Annotated in this window: 12 protein-coding genes; 3 read left to right on the forward strand and 9 right to left on the reverse strand. The window is 57.8% G+C overall.

Features of this window, described 5'->3' with window-relative positions; translation table 11 throughout:
* The first annotated feature begins 5 nt into the window (after positions 1-5).
* Entirely contained in the window at positions 6-1,058 is a 1,053-nt protein-coding gene (gene fbaB / locus JT31_RS19885) for a class I fructose-bisphosphate aldolase (protein WP_038481182.1), read from the forward strand.
* Between the two features lie 855 nt (positions 1,059-1,913).
* Here the strand turns inward: fbaB and yegS are convergent.
* From yegS to JT31_RS19925, 8 genes are all read right to left on the reverse strand, one after another.
* Positions 1,914-2,813, reverse strand: a complete 900-nt coding sequence (yegS, locus tag JT31_RS19890) for a lipid kinase YegS (protein WP_038481185.1) — start codon at positions 2,811-2,813, stop codon at positions 1,914-1,916.
* A gap of 251 nt (positions 2,814-3,064) precedes the next feature.
* A complete protein-coding gene (gene yegQ / locus JT31_RS19895; RefSeq protein WP_038481188.1) occupies positions 3,065-4,426 on the reverse strand; it encodes a tRNA 5-hydroxyuridine modification protein YegQ in 1,362 nt (453 codons plus the stop codon).
* 168 nt (positions 4,427-4,594) lie between these two features.
* Positions 4,595-5,317 carry a two-component system response regulator BaeR gene (baeR, locus tag JT31_RS19900; RefSeq protein WP_038481191.1) on the reverse strand — a complete coding sequence of 241 codons (723 nt, stop codon included), beginning with the start codon at positions 5,315-5,317 and terminating at the stop codon, positions 4,595-4,597.
* The gene (gene baeS / locus JT31_RS19905; RefSeq protein ID WP_038481194.1) at positions 5,314-6,708 is read right to left on the reverse strand and encodes a two-component system sensor histidine kinase BaeS; all 1,395 of its coding nucleotides are present in this window, start codon (positions 6,706-6,708) and stop codon (positions 5,314-5,316) included. Before baeS ends, baeR begins: the two co-directional genes overlap by 4 nt.
* Positions 6,705-8,120: an MFS transporter gene (locus JT31_RS19910; protein ID WP_038481197.1), complete on the reverse strand. Its 1,416-nt coding sequence runs from the start codon at positions 8,118-8,120 to the stop codon at positions 6,705-6,707. The genes baeS and JT31_RS19910 overlap by 4 nt, the downstream gene beginning before the upstream one ends.
* The gene (mdtC, locus tag JT31_RS19915) at positions 8,117-11,200 is read right to left on the reverse strand and encodes a multidrug efflux RND transporter permease subunit MdtC (protein WP_038481199.1); all 3,084 of its coding nucleotides are present in this window, start codon (positions 11,198-11,200) and stop codon (positions 8,117-8,119) included. Before mdtC ends, JT31_RS19910 begins: the two co-directional genes overlap by 4 nt.
* Positions 11,201-14,323 carry an MdtB/MuxB family multidrug efflux RND transporter permease subunit gene (locus JT31_RS19920; RefSeq protein WP_038481203.1) on the reverse strand — a complete coding sequence of 1,041 codons (3,123 nt, stop codon included), beginning with the start codon at positions 14,321-14,323 and terminating at the stop codon, positions 11,201-11,203.
* Positions 14,323-15,576 (reverse strand): MdtA/MuxA family multidrug efflux RND transporter periplasmic adaptor subunit, encoded by a 1,254-nt coding sequence (locus tag JT31_RS19925; protein WP_038481206.1) that lies wholly within the window; start codon positions 15,574-15,576, stop codon positions 14,323-14,325. Before JT31_RS19925 ends, JT31_RS19920 begins: the two co-directional genes overlap by 1 nt.
* 270 nt (positions 15,577-15,846) lie before the next feature.
* On the opposite strand from JT31_RS19925, the gene JT31_RS19930 reads away from it, so the two are divergent.
* Both JT31_RS19930 and JT31_RS19935 read left to right on the forward strand, forming a co-directional pair.
* Complete coding sequence (locus JT31_RS19930) at positions 15,847-16,200, forward strand: type II toxin-antitoxin system RelE/ParE family toxin (RefSeq protein ID WP_038481209.1); 354 nt, start codon at positions 15,847-15,849, stop codon at positions 16,198-16,200.
* A complete protein-coding gene (locus JT31_RS19935) occupies positions 16,196-16,492 on the forward strand; it encodes a helix-turn-helix domain-containing protein (RefSeq protein ID WP_038483358.1) in 297 nt (98 codons plus the stop codon). Before JT31_RS19930 ends, JT31_RS19935 begins: the two co-directional genes overlap by 5 nt.
* Positions 16,493-16,543: 51 nt before the next feature.
* Here the strand turns inward: JT31_RS19935 and yegD are convergent, their stop codons facing one another.
* Positions 16,544-17,896 carry a molecular chaperone gene (gene yegD / locus JT31_RS19940; protein WP_038481212.1) on the reverse strand — a complete coding sequence of 451 codons (1,353 nt, stop codon included), beginning with the start codon at positions 17,894-17,896 and terminating at the stop codon, positions 16,544-16,546.
* Positions 17,897-18,016: the final 120 nt, after the last annotated feature.

The following is an 18,016-nucleotide window of genomic DNA, read 5'->3' on the forward strand; positions in this document are numbered from 1 at the left end:
GTATTATGACTGATATTGCGCAGTTGCTTGGCAAAGATGCCGACGGCTTGTTACAGCATCGTTGTATGACTATTCCGGCAGATCAGCTTTATCTGCCCGGCTCGGACTACGTTGACAGGGTAATGGTCGACAATAACCGCCCGCCTGCGGTGCTGCGAAACATGCAGACGCTTTACAATACCGGGCGTCTGGCCGGTACCGGTTACCTCTCTATTCTTCCCGTGGATCAGGGCGTTGAGCACTCGGCGGGCGCGTCGTTTGCCACGAATCCGCTGTACTTCGATCCCAAAAATATCGTTGAGCTGGCCATCGAGGCGGGCTGTAACTGCGTGGCCTCCACCTATGGCGTACTGGCTTCGGTTTCACGCCGCTATGCCCACCGCATTCCGTTCCTGGTGAAGCTGAACCACAACGAAACGCTGAGCTACCCGACCACCTACGACCAGACGCTGTATGCCAGCGTTGAGCAGGCCTTCAATATGGGTGCTGTGGCGGTTGGCGCGACCATTTATTTTGGCTCACCTGAATCCCGCCGTCAGATTGAAGAGATCTCCGCCGCCTTCGAGCGTGCGCACGAACTCGGTCTGGTGACCGTGCTTTGGGCCTATCTGCGTAACTCTGCCTTCAAAAAGGACGGGGTGGATTACCACGTCAGCGCTGACTTAACCGGCCAGGCGAACCACCTTGCGGCGACTATCGGAGCCGATATCGTGAAGCAGAAAATGGCGGAGAATAACGGCGGCTATAAAGCGGTGAACTTTGGCTATACCGATGAAAAAGTTTACAGCAAGCTGACCACCGATAACCCCATCGACCTGGTGCGCTACCAGCTGGCCAACTGCTATATGGGTCGCGCGGGCCTTATCAACTCCGGCGGTGCTGCAGGCGGTGAAAACGACCTGGCGGATGCGGTGCGTACGGCGGTTATTAACAAACGTGCGGGCGGCATGGGGCTGATTCTGGGGCGTAAGGCGTTCAAGAAATCGATGGTTGACGGCGTGAAGCTGATTAACGCGGTGCAGGATGTTTACCTGAATGAGAAAGTGACCATCGCGTAAATTATCGCGTAATCTAAAAAAGTCCTCCGATATGGGCTGCCCCTATTGGTGGACTTTTTTATAGGAGTTTTTTGCGGTTGGGTGATTGCCATCATCCCGGTATTCTTCTTGCCTGCGCCGTCTCTTAGCTATAAATATGCTCCATGAAGGATCGGCTAAAGTTCCGTTCACCTCCAGTCCTGCTTCACATGTCACCCCCGAACCGGTGAACGTCTCGGGAGAATCACCGTCATTCCCCCGAGACCCCGGACTCCCGGCGAAATAAATCGACCGCTGAAGCGGCAGACCTCCGTTTTATCTCCCAGTCCTGGGTCGGCTGAGATGCGTTCCCGACGCTCTCAGCCTCCGGCCGTTCCCGACGCCCGGACCCTGGTCAGTCGGAGAGAAAACGGAGGCGATTTAAGCCGGAACCGAGCCTCGGTTCAAGCTTATAGCCACGCTGAACATAAAAGTCGCTGCAAGTTCCACAGCTACGACCTTGTTCCCGGCTCTCATCGCCCCCGGTGATGACCCAACTCAGGCGGGGTTGAGCTGCCGGGAGCAGCGAAAGAGAGCGATCGTCGGGAACGAATCGCGAACGACCCTGAATGTTTGGGTGATAGCCGGTGGGTTTACCGCTTCAGCGGCGATGAGCTCGCCGGGCGCCGGGGCTGTCCGGGGGATGGCGTTATCCCCCGGACACGTTCACCGTACTCTGAACGTGTAGGGGAAAACAGATCTACGGGTGAACGGAATAACTGCGGAGTGATATATATCTCCCGGAAGATTTGAAGGGAAAATGTAGCTATTAGAGTGCGCAGAGGGGAGAAAGTAGCAGACATTGTTTACCCCCTCGGAGGGTGAGGGGGAAATAAGCTACCCCAGCAGCGGGCAATTAGGCGGCAAACGACAGGCCAGCGCATTAGGGTGGATTTCAATCCGGAAATGCCGGCCGCTCAGCGGTTCTCCGTCCAGATTAAAAGTAATATCGTGCGGGGCGGAAATCTCGAACCAGGCCGATTTCCCTTCAATGATGTTAGGGTTTTCATCCGGGCGCGTCAGCGTAGTTAACAGCGCGGGAAGCAGGTCTTCACCGGTAAAAATCCTTAGCTCGAGCAGCCCGTCGTTAATCAGGGCTTCCGGGCAAAGCTGCTGCCCGCCGCCGGCCTGGCGGCCGTTGCCGATGCCTATCACCAGCGCATCACCCTGCCAGCTAAAACCTTCCCCACGAATATCGCAGCGGTCCGGCTTCAGCATGTCCATGCGCATCAGCCCATGAATAAAATAAGAGACGCCGCCGAGTGCGGCTTTGAGTTTTTCCGGCGTCTCGGTGGTGATGCGTGTGCCAAATCCACCGGTCGCCATGTTGATGAAGTAGGCATCTTCGTTTACCTGCACCAGGTCGATGTTGGCGGCTTTGCCGAACAGCGCCAGGCGCAGCGCTTTTTCAAAATCTTCCGGAATACCCGCGCTGGTGGCAAAGTCGTTGGCCGTGCCTAAGGGCAAAATACCCAACGCCGGGCGGCTGGCGGGGGCAAGTTTTACCAGGCAGGTGGCAATCTCATTGATCGTGCCGTCTCCACCTCCGGCAACTACGGTGTCCACGCCAAGGCTCAGGGCTTCCTTGATGTAGCGTTCCGCGTCTCCTTTTTCCCAGGTCACGCGGATATGCAGCGTGTAACCTTCCTCACGCAGGGTATGCACGGCTTCACGCAGCAGCGGATGACCGGCACCCTTGCCGTTAAGTATCAAAAATGAAAGCGGGGATGTCTCCATGACTTACCTCAGAAAAATGAGCATTATCAAAGTGTAGAGCAAAGCGGGGCCGGGGGAGTAAGAACTGGCTGAAACAGCAGAAAAAAGAAAGCCTGCGCAAGGGAGATTGCGCAGGCCAAGGAGGTGGTTCCTGGTACAGCTAGCATTTATGGGTTATGTTTTTCAGCTCGCGGATAATAACGCTATCTTGTGTAACCGAATGTGATCGGTTTCTAAGAATGGTCTTAGCGCGGAAAAATAACCCTGATTCACTAGTTTGCGTGCGGTTTACGGGTTGTCTGACCAGCGAGGTTGCGCATTAGCAGAGCATAATCCAGCGCTATCTCCTGAGGGACAGGCATCCATACGGTATGACCGTCGCCCGGAGCAACCTCTATCGGCTGGGCCTTACCGTTTTCCAGCGTGTCCAGCGTGAAGGTGATGTTGCCCTGCGGGGTCATCATCTCCAGGCTGTCGCCCAGCAGGAATTTGTTTTTCACCGCCACGGCCGCGAGGTCACCCCGACGCTCGCCGGTAAACTCACCCACAAACTGCTGGCTCTCGGAAACGGAGTGGCCGTATTCATAATTCTGGTGGCTGTCGTGAGTATGGCGACGCAGGAAACCTTCGGTATAGCCACGGTGCGCCAGCCCTTCCAGCGTTTGCAGCAGCGTTGGGTCAAACGGTTTGCCCGCTGCGGCGTCGTCAATCGCACGGCGATAGACCTGGGCGGTACGCGCACAGTAGTAGTAGGACTTAGTACGGCCTTCGATTTTCAGCGAGTGGACGCCCATTTTGGTCAGGCGTTCTACGTGCTCGATGGCGCGCAAATCTTTCGAGTTCATGATGTAGGTGCCGTGCTCGTCTTCAAAGGCGGTCATGTATTCGCCCGGACGTTTGGCTTCTTCCACCATAAACACTTTGTCCGTTGGGGCGCCGACGCCCAGCGTAGGCTCGAGGTTTTGCACCGGAATAGGCTCGTGCACGTGAACGATGTTGCCGATGTCGTCCTCTTTGCCTTCCTGAACTTTATATTCCCAGCGGCAGGCGTTGGTGCAGGTCCCCTGGTTAGGGTCGCGCTTGTTGATGTAGCCGGACAGCAGGCAGCGGCCGGAATACGCCATGCACAGCGCGCCGTGGACGAAGATCTCCAGCTCCATTTCAGGAACCTGCTCGCGGATTTCGGCGATTTCTTCCAGCGACAGCTCGCGGGAAAGGATCACGCGCGTCAGCCCCATTTGTTTCCAGAACTTCACGGTCGCCCAGTTAACGGCGTTAGCCTGCACCGAAAGGTGAACGTCCATTGCCGGGAACGCCTCGCGCACCATCATGATGAGGCCTGGATCGGACATGATCAGCGCATCCGGGCCCATATCAATGACCGGCTTGAGGTCGCGAATAAAGGTCTTCAGCTTGGCGTTATGCGGGGCAATGTTCACCACCACGTAGAATTTTTTACCCAGCGCGTGGGCTTCGTTGATCCCGAGCTGGAGGTTTTCGTGGTTGAATTCGTTATTGCGCACGCGCAGCGAGTAGCGAGGCTGGCCCGCGTAGACGGCATCCGCGCCATAGGCGAAAGCGTAACGCATGTTTTTCAGCGTTCCCGCCGGGGAAAGGAGTTCTGGTTTAAACATGAAGTTCTCGGTCTGATATCAGGTCAGAACCGCTCCACCTGGTGAAGCGGCTAAAGTCGAGTGGATTACCACAATTTAAGGGCGGGAATTGTAGCGCCGCAAGACGGGGGAGTAAACCGTCTTGCGGATTCAGGCGATGAGCGGCTGTTTCTCTTCCGTGGCGGCAGGTTAAATCACCCGCCCCGCGTCGGCTTCCCAGCGGTAACCCACCCCGTAAACGGCGCGAATAAATGACTGATCGGCATCCAGCGCCTCAAGCTTGCGGCGCAGGTTTTTGATATGGCTGTCGATGGTGCGGTCGGTGACCACGCGGTAATCGTCATACAGATGATTCAGCAGCATTTCGCGTGAAAACACTTTTCCCGGCTCATGAGAAAGGGTTTTGAGCAGGCGAAACTCAGCGGGCGTGAGATCCAGCAGCTTATCGCGCCAGATAGCCTGAAAACGGCCTTCATCAATGACCAGCGAGCTTTGTTCCGAGCCTGAGGATATAGCGACCTGGCGTTTACAGCGGCGCAAAATGGTTTTGACGCGGGCCACCACTTCACGCGGGCTGTAGGGTTTACAAATGTAGTCGTCTGCGCCAATTTCCAGCCCCAGCAGGCGGTCTATCTCTTCAATCTTCGCCGTTACCATTACAATCGGGACTTCGGAGAAGCGGCGAATCTCTTTACACAGCGTCAGGCCGTCGGTGCCCGGCAGCATCAGGTCCAGCAGAATCATGTCTGGCGGCGTATGGCGAACAAACGGCAGCACTTCATCGCCGTGGCTCAGCAGGATAGGGGCGTAGCTTGCCGCGCGGAGGTAGTCGATGAGCAATTGCCCAAGCTTTGGTTCATCTTCCACGATCAGAATGCGCGGCGTGTTTTCGTCAATCGGTAGCTCGGTCATAGTGTCCTCGACGTTTCTGTTTCCAGAGGAATTTCAACTGTAATGCTAACGCCGCCAAAGCGCGAATGATTGGCGGTGAGCGTTCCGCCGTGGGCGGTCACGATATTCTGGCAGATAGACAGGCCGAGGCCGGAGCCGCCGCTGGCGCGGTTGCGGGAGCCTTCGGCGCGGTAGAATCTGTCAAACAACTGGCCTAGCTGCTCGTCCGAGACGCCGGGCCCGCTGTCGTCAAAGCTCATCACAAACTGCTGATTCACGACTTTGCCGCTGATGACCAGCTGTCCGCCGCTGTCGGTGTAGCGCAGGCTGTTTTCCAGCAGGTTGTTGAATAGCTGCATCAGGCGGTCGCCGTCACCAAAAATCACGGCCGAGTCGGGTAAATCGAGGCGTATTGTCAGCCCGCGCGAATCAAAACGGGATCGGAATGCTCCGGCAACGACCTCCAGCAGCGTAATAATATCCAGCGGTTTCTTCTGGTAGGCCAGCGCGCCTTCGTCCGACATGGAAAGCTGGTGCAGGTCGTCGACCAGCTTGGTCAGGGTGGCAACCTCCATTTGCAGCGAGGTCACGGAGTCCGGCGTAAACTGTCGCACGCCGTCCTGAATCGCCTCCAGCTCGCCGCGCAGGACGGCCAGCGGCGTTCGCAGCTCGTGGGAAATATCCGCCATATAGGCCCGGCGCATTTTATGGTTCTTTTCCAGCGTGCTGGCGAGCTGGTTAAAGTCCTGTGCCAGCCGCCCCAGCTCGTCCTGACTGCCGACCGTAACCCGGGTAGTAAAGTCACCGGCGGCAAGCTTGTGCGTGCCCTCAACCAGGCGTTTTACCGGCGCCAGCAGGCCTCGGGCGAGCAGGAACGTTGCCGCTGCGGCAAGCAGGCTGGACAGCGCGACGATTATCCAGCTGGTGCGCCGCTGCTGGCGATCGAAGTTAATATCGGTGTTGCGCGTAAGCCGCTCAACGGGGGAGGCTATCACCCAGCCAACGTCCTGGCCGTTGACGTTAATCGCTTTGCGCATCCCGTCGTGGGGGAGTTTCTCTCGTGGGCCAACCAGTACCTGAGAGTTTTGATCGACCACCCAAAACTTGGTGCGCCAACCCTGGGGCGGCATGCCGTGTGCTTCATCACCGTCGCGCTCAAACGAACGTAAAATCTGAAAGACAAACCTATCGTTGTGCCGCAAGAAGCGCCAGTTTCCATGCAGCGCATACTGTTCGCCCAGGGCATCACTCAGCATCTCAATACGCTGGGTATTACCGCGCTTGATGTAGTCGATGAAGCCGCGTTCAAAGCTTAACCTCACGCCCCAATGCATGATGGCCAGCACCAGCAGGCAGGTAGAGAAAATCGCTAAAAATAACTTACCGGTAATACCGGAGCGCCAGAGTTTCATGTTTCGCTCCTTTTGCGACGGCTAATCACCGCATTTTCCGAACGTTCATTAGGGACGCGGGCAAACAGCAGCGCCGGGAGCGCAATCACCAGCGCCATACAGAAATAGGTATACATAAAGATGCCGTGGGCCTGTTCGCCGCCCACCGGAAGCTGCTGGTGGCCGAACATGCCCAGCAGCAGCCCGGCCACGGTGACGCCGATACTCATTGAGAGCTGCATCACCATCGACAGCATGCTGTTGCCGCCGCTGGCGAGGTCATCCGGCAGATCTTTTAGCGTCAGGGTATTCATCGAAGAGAAGCGCATAGAGTTGACCATGCCCTGCACAAACAGCACCACCGGCAGTAGCCAGAACCAGCCCATCAGGGCGGTGGCCATAAACATCAGCGTGATCAGCGCCAGGCCGAGCGTGGCGGCGACCAGCACGTTGCGGTAGCCGAAGCGGTTGACCACCTGCACGACAATACGCTTCATGCCCATGCTGCCGAGCACCATCGGGACCATCATCAGCCCGGCGTGGAACGGGGAGAAGCCTAATCCTATCTGCAAAAACACCGGCGTCATAAAGGGCAGCATGCCGCTGCCTATGCGCCCGCAGAGGCTGCCCAGCAGGCCGAGTGAAAACGTTTTGGTGTTAAACAGATTGAGATTGAACAGCGCGTTTTCGTTGCCTCGCGCATGCCACAGGTAAAGCAGAATGGCGATAACGCCGCCGAGGATCAACAGCCCGAGCATTTCGCTGGAAATGCCCAGGCCCTTTTGACCGTCGAGGGCAATCGTCAGCGCCGCCATGCCGAACGCCAGCAGAAGGAAGCCGGAGATATCAAAGCGGCGGGTTTGCATGGTGTAGTTCGGCATCAGCCACAGGGTGGCAATCGCCCCGACGATGCCGACTGGAATATTAATCAGGAAAATCCAATGCCATGAAGCGTATTCCACCAGCACGCCGCCGAGTGCGGGGCCGAGCAGCGGGCCAACCTGGCCCGGAATTGTCACGAAGGTCATCGCCGCCATGTATTGCGCACGAGGCACGATTTTCATCACCGTCAGCCGCCCCACCGGCACCATCATTGCGCCGCCAATCCCCTGAACCACGCGCGCTAGCACCAGCTCGTTAAGCGAGGAGGCGTTAGAGCAAAACAGGGAGCCCAGGGTGAAAAGAATAATCGCGGTGAAGAAGATATTGCGCACGCCCACCCTGTCCGCCAGCCAGCCGCTCGCCGGAAGCATCACCGCGACCGTTAAAACGTAGGCCACCACCACCGAGTGCATATGCAGCGGGCTTACGCCCAGGCTATGCGCCATCGAGGGGAGGGCGGTGTTAACAATCGTGGTGTCCAGCGCCTGCATAAAGAAGCCAAAAGCGACAATCCATAACTGCCAGCGGACGGCGGTGGGCAAATCAGTCATACGGACAGAGCCTTACTTTCACGGGGCTTGCGGCTAAAGCGCAATCTCAGTCGATCGAAGAACAGGTAAACCACCGGCGTGGTGTAGAGCGTCAGCAGCTGGCTCACCACCAGTCCACCGACGATGGTTATCCCCAACGGCTGGCGCAACTCTGCGCCGTCGCCGCTGGTCAGCACCAGCGGTAACGCCCCAAACAGCGCGGCCAGCGTGGTCATCATAATCGGGCGGAAGCGCAGCAGGCAGGCCTGGAAAATAGCCTCTTCCGGCGTTAATTCGCCCTTACGCTGCGCCTCTATCGCGAAGTCCACCATCATGATGGCGTTTTTCTTCACGATGCCAATCAGCAGCATGATACCGATTAGCGCAATCAGGCTGAAGGGGGCGCTGAAAAGTTCCAGCGCTAGCAGTGCCCCAACGCCTGCGGAAGGCAGCGTCGAGAGGATGGTCAGCGGATGAACGTAGCTTTCATACAGCATGCCGAGCACGATATACACCGTGGCAATCGCCGCCAGGATCAGGATCACCTGCGAGTTCATGGTCTGCTGGAACACCTGTGCCGTCCCGGCGTAGCTGCCACGCACGGTGGACGGCACGCCCAGCGAGGTCATCGTCCTGTCGATGGCGTCACTGGCTTCGGAAAGCGAAACCCCGTCCGGCAGGTTGAACGAGATGGTCGACGCGGCGGACAGCCCCTGATGGTTGACCGACAGCGGCGCGTTTGCCGGCTGCCATTTGGCAAAGTAGGACAGGGGAATGGATTTGCCTTCGCCGTTAATCACGAACATCTGGTTAAGCGAACTGATGTCCTGGGTGTAGCGCGGGTCGACCTCCATCACCACTTTGTACTGGTTTAGCGGCTGGTAGATGGTGGAAATCTGGCGCTGACCAAAGGCGTTGTTCAGCAGGTTATTGGCATCCGAGACGCTGATGCCCAGCCGGGCCATGGTTTCGCGGTCGTAAATCAGGTCCATTTCCGAGCCATTGTCCTGCTGGTCGGAGTTAACGTCCGCCAGCTCGGGCAGCGCCGCCAGCGCCTTACGAATTTTGGGCTCCCACTCGCGCAGGGCGCTTAAATCATCCGAAAGCAGGGTGTACTGATAGCTGGCGTTGGCCTGGCGGCCGCCGACCCGAATATCCTGCACCGCCATCAGGTAGAGGTTGGCCCCCGGCTCTTTCGCGAGCTTGCCCCGCAGCCGGTCAATGACCTGCTGGGCGGTTTCGCTGCGTTCGCTCAGCGGTTTGAGGGAGATGAACATCATGCCGCTGTTCACCCTGGAGCCGCCGGTAAAGCCGGTGACGTTGTCTACCGCCGGATCTTCACGAATGATTTTCATAAAGTCCTGCAGCTTGCCGCGCATCGCCTGGAAAGAGATGCTCTGATCGGCCTGAATATTGCCCATCAGCCTGCCGGTATCCTGCTCCGGGAAGAAGGTTTTTGGAATGGCGATATAGAGCCAAATGCTCAGCGCAATCGTGCCTAAAAGCACCACGCCCACCAGCCGGGTATGGTTTAGCACCCATTTCAGCGAGCGCGCGTAGCCGCCCTGCATGGCGATTAGCAGGCGGCCAAATCCCCGGTTTTTGTTTCTTTTTTCCGGCGGACGGTTTTTCAGCAGCCAGCCGCACATCATCGGGGTTAACGTGAGCGAAACCACCAGCGAAATGCCGATAGCTACCGAAAGCGTGACCGCAAATTCGCGGAATAAGCGCCCCGGCAGCCCGCCCATCAGCAGCAGCGGCAGGAAGACCGCGACCAGCGACAGGCTCATGGACAGCACGGTAAAGCCGACCTCGCGCACGCCCTGCAGCGCCGCCTGCATTGGTTTTATGCCCGCTTCAAGGTGGCGTGAAATGTTCTCCAGCACCACGATGGCGTCATCGACGACGAAGCCGGTGGCGATGGTCAGCGCCATCAGCGACAGGTTATTCAGGCTGAAGCCGCACAGGTACATGGCGGCAAAGGTGCCGATCAGCGAAACCGGCACCGCCACTGCGGGAATAAAGGTGGCTCGTCCTGAACGGAGGAACAGGAAGACAACCAGGATCACCAGTGAAACGGAAATGATCAGCGACTGCTCAACTTCTTCCAGCGAGGCGCGAATGGTCGGTGAACGGTCCTGAGCCACCTGGAGGTCAATGGAGGCCGGAATGGTCTCTCTTAATTCAGGAATTTTGGCGCGAATGCGGTCGACGGTTTCGATGATGTTCGCTTCCTGCGATTTGCGGATCATCAGCAAAATGGCCGGTTTAGCGTTGGTCATCCCGGCGTTACGCACGTCCTGAACGCTGTCGGTGACGTTAGCGACATCCTTCAGCCGCACCGCCGACCCGTTGTTGTAGTGCACGATGAGCGGCATATATTCCGCCGCTTTTTTCAGCTCATCGTTGGTCTGAATTTGCCAGCGACGCGTGTCGTCTTCTACCGCGCCCTGAGGGCGGCGAACGTTGGCGTTGCTGATGGCGGTGCGGACGGCGTCAAGCGACACGCCCTGGTTAAACAGCGCCTGCGGATTGAGGTCAACGCGTACCGCCGGGAGCGAACTCCCGCCGACGTCAACATCGCCCACGCCGTCAATCTGCGACACGGTTTGCGCCAGCTGGGTAGAGGCGAAATCGTACAGCTCACCCTGCGACAGCGTGTCGGAGGTGAGCGTCAGGATCATGATTGGCGCATCGGACGGATTGGCTTTGCGGTAGGTGGGGCGCCCCGGCATACCGCTTGGCAGCAGGCTTTGGGCGGCATTTATTGCCGCCTGTACGTCACGCGCGGCCCCGTTGATGTCGCGGTCAAAATTAAACTCCAGAATAATGCGGGTGCTGCCCAGCGAGCTGGACGAGGTCATTTCGTTGACCCCGGCAATGCGGCTCAGCGAGCGTTCCAGCGGCGTAGCCACGGACGACGCCATGGTTTCCGGCGAAGCACCGGGCAGCGAGGCGCTGACCATAATGACCGGGAAATCCACCTGCGGCAGCGGTGCGACCGGCAGCAAACGAAAGCCCAGCACGCCGCACAGCGTAATGGCAACGGTCAATAAAATCGTCGCTACCGGGCGATAAATGAAGAGGGCAAAGAACTTCACTTACGCCTCCTCATGCTGTCGGCCAAAACGACGTCGCGTGTAATGAGACAGGCGGTCGAACAGCAGGTAAATCACCGGCGTGGTAAACAGCGTTAACACCTGGCTGACCAACAGGCCGCCGACCATGCCGATGCCCAGCGGGCGACGAAGTTCTGCGCCAACCCCGGTTGAAAGCATCAGCGGCAGCGCGCCGAGCAGCGCGGCTAGCGTGGTCATCAGAATCGGGCGGAAGCGCAGCAGGCAGGCCTGATAAATGGCTTCGTAAGGCGCCATACCCTGTTCGCGCTCGGCGGCCAGCGCAAAGTCGATCATCATGATCGCGTTCTTCTTCACGATACCGATAAGCAAAATGATGCCGATTATCGCGATAACGTCCAGCTCCGCACCCGCCAGCATCAGCGCGAGCAACGCCCCAACGCCCGCCGTGGGCAGCGTCGACAGGATCGTCACCGGGTGAATAAAGCTCTCATACAGCACGCCAAGTACGATGTACATCGCCACGACTGAGGCAATAATCAGCCAGATGGTGCTGCCCAACGCGGCCTGGAAGGCGAGGGTGCTGCCCTGGAACTGAGTGGTGATATCGGACGGCATCTCCAGCGCTTTTTCCGCCGAGGTAATGGCGTTCACGGCGTCGCCCAGCGACTGCCCTTCCGGCACGTTAAAGGAGAACGTGGTGGACGGGAACTGGTCCAGGTGGTTGATAGAAAGCGGGGCGAACCGTTGCTCCACCTTTGCGATCGAGCTGAGCGGAATGCTGCCGCCGTCGCTGCTGGTCAGGCGAATGTTGTCGAGCGCGCTCAGCCCCGGCGTGGTGCTGGTGTCATGCTCGAGCACTACGCGGTACTGGTTTGCCTGGGTGTATATGGTCGAAATCAGGCGCTGGCCGAAGGCGTTATACAGCGCGCTGTCCACCGCTGACATGGTGATGCCGAGGCGGCTGGCGCTGTCGCGGTCAACGTTGACATAGGCCATCAGCCCCTGGTCCTGCCAGTCGCTGCTGATGTCGGAGAGCTGCGGCAGTTCTTTGAGCTTGTTCTCTAATTGCGGCACCCAGGTGCTGAGCTCGTCCAGCGAGGTAGCCTGTAAGGTGAACTGATACTGGGTGCGGCTCACCGTGGTGTCGATGGTCAGATCCTGAATCGGCTGCAGATAGAGCTGCACGCCCGGTACGCTGGCGACATTTTGCTGCAGGCGGTCGATAACCACCGGGATTCGGTCGTCACGCTCGCTCAGCGGCTTAAGGTTAATTTGCAGGCGGGCGCTGTTCAGCGAAGGATTGGTGCCGTCAACGCCGACAAACGAGGTCAGGCTTTCCACCGCCGGGTCTTTCAGTATCACGTCTGCCACCTGCTGCTGGCGCTGGGCCATGCTGGCGAAGGAGACGGACTGCGGCGCCTGCAGGGTGCCCTGAATAATGCCGTTATCCTGAACAGGGAAGAAGCCTTTGGGAATGAACACCCACAGCACAACGGTCAGCGCCAGCGTGCCAAACGCCACGCCAAGCGTCAGCCACGGATGGTTCAGCACCTTGCTCAGCAGGCGACCATAGGCGGCAATAATATTATCGAACATCTTTTCGCTGGCGCGTGAGAAGCGGTTTTGCTTACGCAGCGACTCGTGGCTCAGCATCCTGGCGCACATCATCGGGGTGAGCGTCAGCGAAACTACGGCGGAGATCAAAATGGAAATCGCCAGCGTGACCGCAAACTCGCGGAACAGACGCCCCACGATATCGCCCATAAACAGCAGCGGGATGAGCACGGCAATCAGCGAGAAGGTGAGGGAGATAATGGTAAAGCCTATTTCCCCTGCGCCTTTTAGCGCGGCGGCCAGCGGCTTCTCGCCTTTTTCGATGTAGCGCGAGATATTCTCGATAACCACGATGGCGTCATCCACCACGAACCCGGTGGCGATGGTTAGCGCCATCAGCGTCAGGTTGTTGATGGAGAAATCGAGAAAGACCATCACCGCAAAGGTGCCGACCAGCGACAGCGGCACGGCGACGGCAGGAATGATGGTTGCCGGGACATTACGCAGGAACAGATAAATGATCATCACCACCAGCGCGATGGCCAGCATTAGCTCATGCTGGGTGTCCGTCACGGAGGCACGAATGTTGGTGGTGCGGTCGCTCAGCAGCTTCACTTCAACCGACTTCGGCAGGCTCTGGGTCAGCGTCGGCAGCATCTGGCGGATACTGTCCGCCGTGTCGATGATGTTCGCGCCAGGCTGGCGCTGAACGTTCATCACGATGGCCTGCTGCTTGTTAGCCCATGCGCCAAGCCAGCTGTTTTCTGCCCCTTGTTCGACGGTGGCGATATCGCCCAGGCGGATAGGCGCGCCGTTCTGGTAAGCGATGATTAAATCGCGGTACTCCTGGGCCGACTTCATCTGATCGTTGGCGGAGAGCGTGACCGCGCGTTCCGGGCCGTCAAGGCTGCCTTTAGCCGAGTTGACGTTGGCGCTGGTGATGGCGGTGCGAATGGTTTCGCTGGTCAGGCCAAGCGCGGCAATTGCAGGCGCATTCAGCTTAACGCGAACGGCAGGACGCTGGCCGCCCGCAAGCGTGACCAGACCCACGCCGGAAACCTGGGAAATTTTCTGCGCCACGCGCGTTTCCACCATATCTTCAACCTGCGTCATCGGCAGGGCGCTTGAAGTCACGGCGAGCGTCATGATCGGCGGATCTGCCGGGTTAACTTTGCTGTAAACCGGCGGGTTTGGCAGGTCGGTTGGCAGAAGGTTTGTGGCGGCGTTAATTGCCGCCTGCACTTCCTGTTCGGCAACGTCGAGCGCCAGCGTGAGCTGGAATTGCAGGGTGATGACAGACGCGCCACCGGCGCTTTGCGATGACATCTGCTTCAGGCCGGACATTTGCCCAAACTGGCGCTCGAGCGGGGCCGTGATGGCCGACGTAATCACATCCGGGCTCGCACCTGGATAGAGAGTGACGACCTGAATAGTCGGATAGTCTACTTCCGGCAGCGCCGAAACAGGCAGAAAGCGATAGCCAATGATCCCCGCCAGCAGGATAGCCACCATCAATAGCGTGGTGGCAACCGGACGGAGAATAAACAGGCGGGAAGGGCCGCCCGTTGAACCAGGAGGTAACACCTGCATCAGGAGCTTGCTCCATTACGTTTGTGCCCGGACTTCGCCTGCGCTGCCGGTTTCACCTCGTCGGCAGCCGCGTTGTGTGGCTCCACCACTTCAACCTGCGCACCTTCGGTCAGGCGGTCGATGCCGTCGGTAACTACGCGATCGCCAGCGGAAACCCCGGCGGTAATGACCACTTTCTGGCTGTCCTGAATCCCCGGCGTAACCAGATGCTTGCTGACCTTATTCTCGGCGTTCAACACCCAGACGAAGTGGCCTTCGTTACCCATTTGCAGCGCGCCAGCAGGGATCACGACCGCATTTTGCTGCGTATCCACCAGCATACGTGCGTTCACAAACTGATTCGGGAACAGGGCATCATCCTGATTATCAAAACGGGCTTTGAGCTTGATGGTGCCGGTGGTGGTATCGATTTGGTTATCAAGGCTAAGCAGTTTGCCGGCGCTAAGTTTTGTGGTGTTGGTGCGGTCCCAGGCTTCAACGCTCAGCGTTTCACCGGCCTTCTGCGCTTTAATCACCGTGGCAATGTCGTTTTCCGGTAGGGTAAATACAAGGTCTATCGGGTGTGTTTGCGTCAGCACGACAATCCCGTTGGTGTCGCCGGTGGAAATCTGGTTCCCGATATCAACCTGCTTCAGGCCAACGCGACCGTCTATTGGCGCGGTAACGCGGCTCCAGTTTAGCTGCAACTGGGCGCTGGCAACGCTTGCTTCATCGGCCTTAACCGTGCCAAGCGAGGATTCAACCAGCGACTGCTGAGTGTCCAGATCCTGGCGGGAAACCAGGTTAGTTTTCACCAACTGCTGATAACGGGCCAGGTCGCGACGAGCGTTAGCAAGCGTGGCCTGATCCTTAGCGAGCTGCCCCTGCGCCTGCGCCAGGGCAACTTTAAACTGGCTAGGGTCGATTTCAGCCAGCAGGTCACCGGCTTTTACCTGCTGACCTTCCTGGAAATGAATAGCAAGCAGCTGCCCGTCAACGCGGCTGCGCACGGTCACGGTATTGGCCGCGGTGATGGTACCAAGGCCTGTTAAGTAATGCGGCACGGCTTCACTGGTTGCAGTTGCGGCCTGAACCGGGGCCAGCGCACCGCCTCGCATCCCGCGACGGCCACCCTGGGCTTGCGTCTGGCCAGCTTTCGCCTGTGGCTGGTTCTCCGGGGAGGAATTATGGCTTCGCCAGAACCAGGCGGCGGCAATTACCACCAGAATAAATGCTGCAATCCACAACCAGCGAGAAGTCTGTGTGCCTTTCATAAATGACGTGTTCTCTTCCTGAAACGATTAGGCTTAATGTTACTAGTTTAGTAATCAATAGCCCCGTAATGATGGAGGAAATATGAAGTACTGTCAGATTAGCAACATATCGCGGGTAAGTGCTGTTTTCGTGGGCAAATAAATTCGTTCACCTCGATACTTTTTCCGAGGTGTTGCGCATAGTCTTGCGTAAAAGATAGCCGCCTCACGAAATGAAAAATAAACTGTGGTTTATGTATTAAGTATAATCTATAGTTTATGAGGTGAGTGATGACATGGACCGTAATTTTTACCGACTATTTCTATTTTTGGTATCAGGCGCAGCCTTTGGATCTCCGCAAACGGCTCGCGGCAGCCTTCGGAAATCTTGAGTTCTGGGGGCCTGAGTTGAGCCGTCCGCAGGCTGATACAGTAAAAGGCTCCCGCTATCCCAATATGAAGGAGCTGCGCCTGCTGTGGCGGGGGAAGCCGTATCGAATATTTTTTGCTTTTGATCCAAGGCGCAGGGCCGTTGTGCTGTGCGGTGGAGATAAATCAGGTAACAAACGGTTTTATGAGACTTTGATAAAAGTGGCTGATACGCAGTTGGCGCACCACCTGGCAGAACTGGAGAGTGAATATTAAAACCTTAACTGAAGTGATTGCCGGGTTCTCGCCGGAAGACCAGGCAGAGATCCGAAAAATGACCGAAGTCCTGATTCTGGAAACTGGCCTGCAGCTGGTGCGTGAAGAGCAGGGACTTTCTCAAAAGCAAGTGGCGCAAAAAATGGGAATTTCGCAGCCGGCGATAGCCGCCATCGAACAACGCGGTAACGATCTTAAGGTTCTTACCCTCAAGCGCTACGTTGAGGCCCTGGGCGGCAAACTTTCGCTGCATCTGGAATTTCCGGAAAAGGACAGGCGTTTTCAGATATAAAAAAACCGCAGGTTACCTGCGGTTTAGTTAATGAGTCGAGTTTTGAGATGATTATCTGAACACGACGTCTGCCCAGCGGGCAAGCCCCTGGGTTACCGAGCCGAAGTCATCGCCTCCGGCAATCGGGATATTCGGCAACTGTTGGGCCAGAGCATGGCGCAGCAGCGGAGAACGTGCGCTGCCGCCGGTCAGGTAGATAACCTCGGGCCTGGCGTTGCTGTTTTCCATTGCCAGCGTGACCTGCTCCATGATGCGATGCAGCGGCTGGCTGATGGCGGTTTCCAGCGCCTGCTGGCTGATGTCGCAGCCCACTTCATGGGCAATAAACGGCAGCATGGTGGCAACCTGTTGGCTATTGGACAGCGCAATTTTGCTCTCTTCTGCCGCACGGACGAGACGATAGCTCAGGCGCTGACGCCAGACTTTTTGCAGGTAAGCCACTTTTTCCGGCTCACGCGCGTCGCGCACAAGCTCGTTAAGGGAGCGCCCGTTAGCCGTGCTGTAGAAGTCGTTCTGCGCCGGAACATCGTTAATCGCCACCGCGTTCCACCAGGGCAATACCGGCAGCGCGATGCCTTTCTCCGTCTGGCCGCCCATACCGAGCAGCGGCGCCAGCTGTTTGAAGGCCAGCATAATATCCAGGTCGTTACCGCCCACGCGGCAGCCGCTGTGGCCGAGCAGGCTTTGCTCCCGGTCACGGCGCTGGTGCCATTCTGGCCCCATCAGCAGCACCGAGCAGTCGGTGGTGCCGCCGCCGATATCGACTACCAGCACCTGTTTTTCTTCCTGCAGCGTGGCTTCAAAATCAAGCCCTGCGGCAACAGGTTCAAACTGGAACACAACGTCGCGGAAGCCAGCGCGGTGCGCGGCGCGCTCCAGAATACCCTGAGCCTGCTGGTTGGCCTCTTCGCCGCCGAGCCCCTGGAAGTTAATCGGCCGGCCAATCACCGCCTGATCGATAGTCCCGTTAAGCTGGCTTTCTGCCTGCTTGCGAATGTGCAGCATCATGGCGCAGACCAGGTCTTCAAACAGCGCGACCTGCTGCGGCTTCAGGCCGGTGGCGCCCAGGAAGGACTTCGGCGATTTAACGAAGTAAACCTCTTCCGGATCTTCCATGTACTGGCTAAGCGAATTCAGACCGAACTTCACGCTGCCGGGCAGCACGTCGATATCTTCTTCACGGTTATAGCTCACCGCCCGGCGCAGCAGCGCCTGGGTCTCGCTTCCCGTAGCCGGGACTTCATGGTGGCGGAAAAGCCACTCGCTCACCGCCTCACGCGTAGGCGCGCAAAGCATAGAAGGCAGCAGCGATGAACCGTTTTCCATCTCTAACAACTGTGGCTTACCGTCGCGCATAATGGCGACAGAACAGTTCGCCGTCCCGTAGTCAAAACCGATTTTCATTTTCTTTAATTATCCCCATGCCAGTGAGAAGGGGGGCGACTTTAGCCCAATGACGAGCCGCGGGCAACTGAATATCAAAGCAAGGCAGAAATCTGTATTTAGCGGTATGCTAGATGTGCA

Origin of the sequence: Cedecea neteri, from assembly GCF_000757825.1 — a bacterium.
In the GTDB taxonomy this organism is placed as follows: Bacteria; Pseudomonadota; Gammaproteobacteria; order Enterobacterales; family Enterobacteriaceae; genus Cedecea; species Cedecea selenatireducens.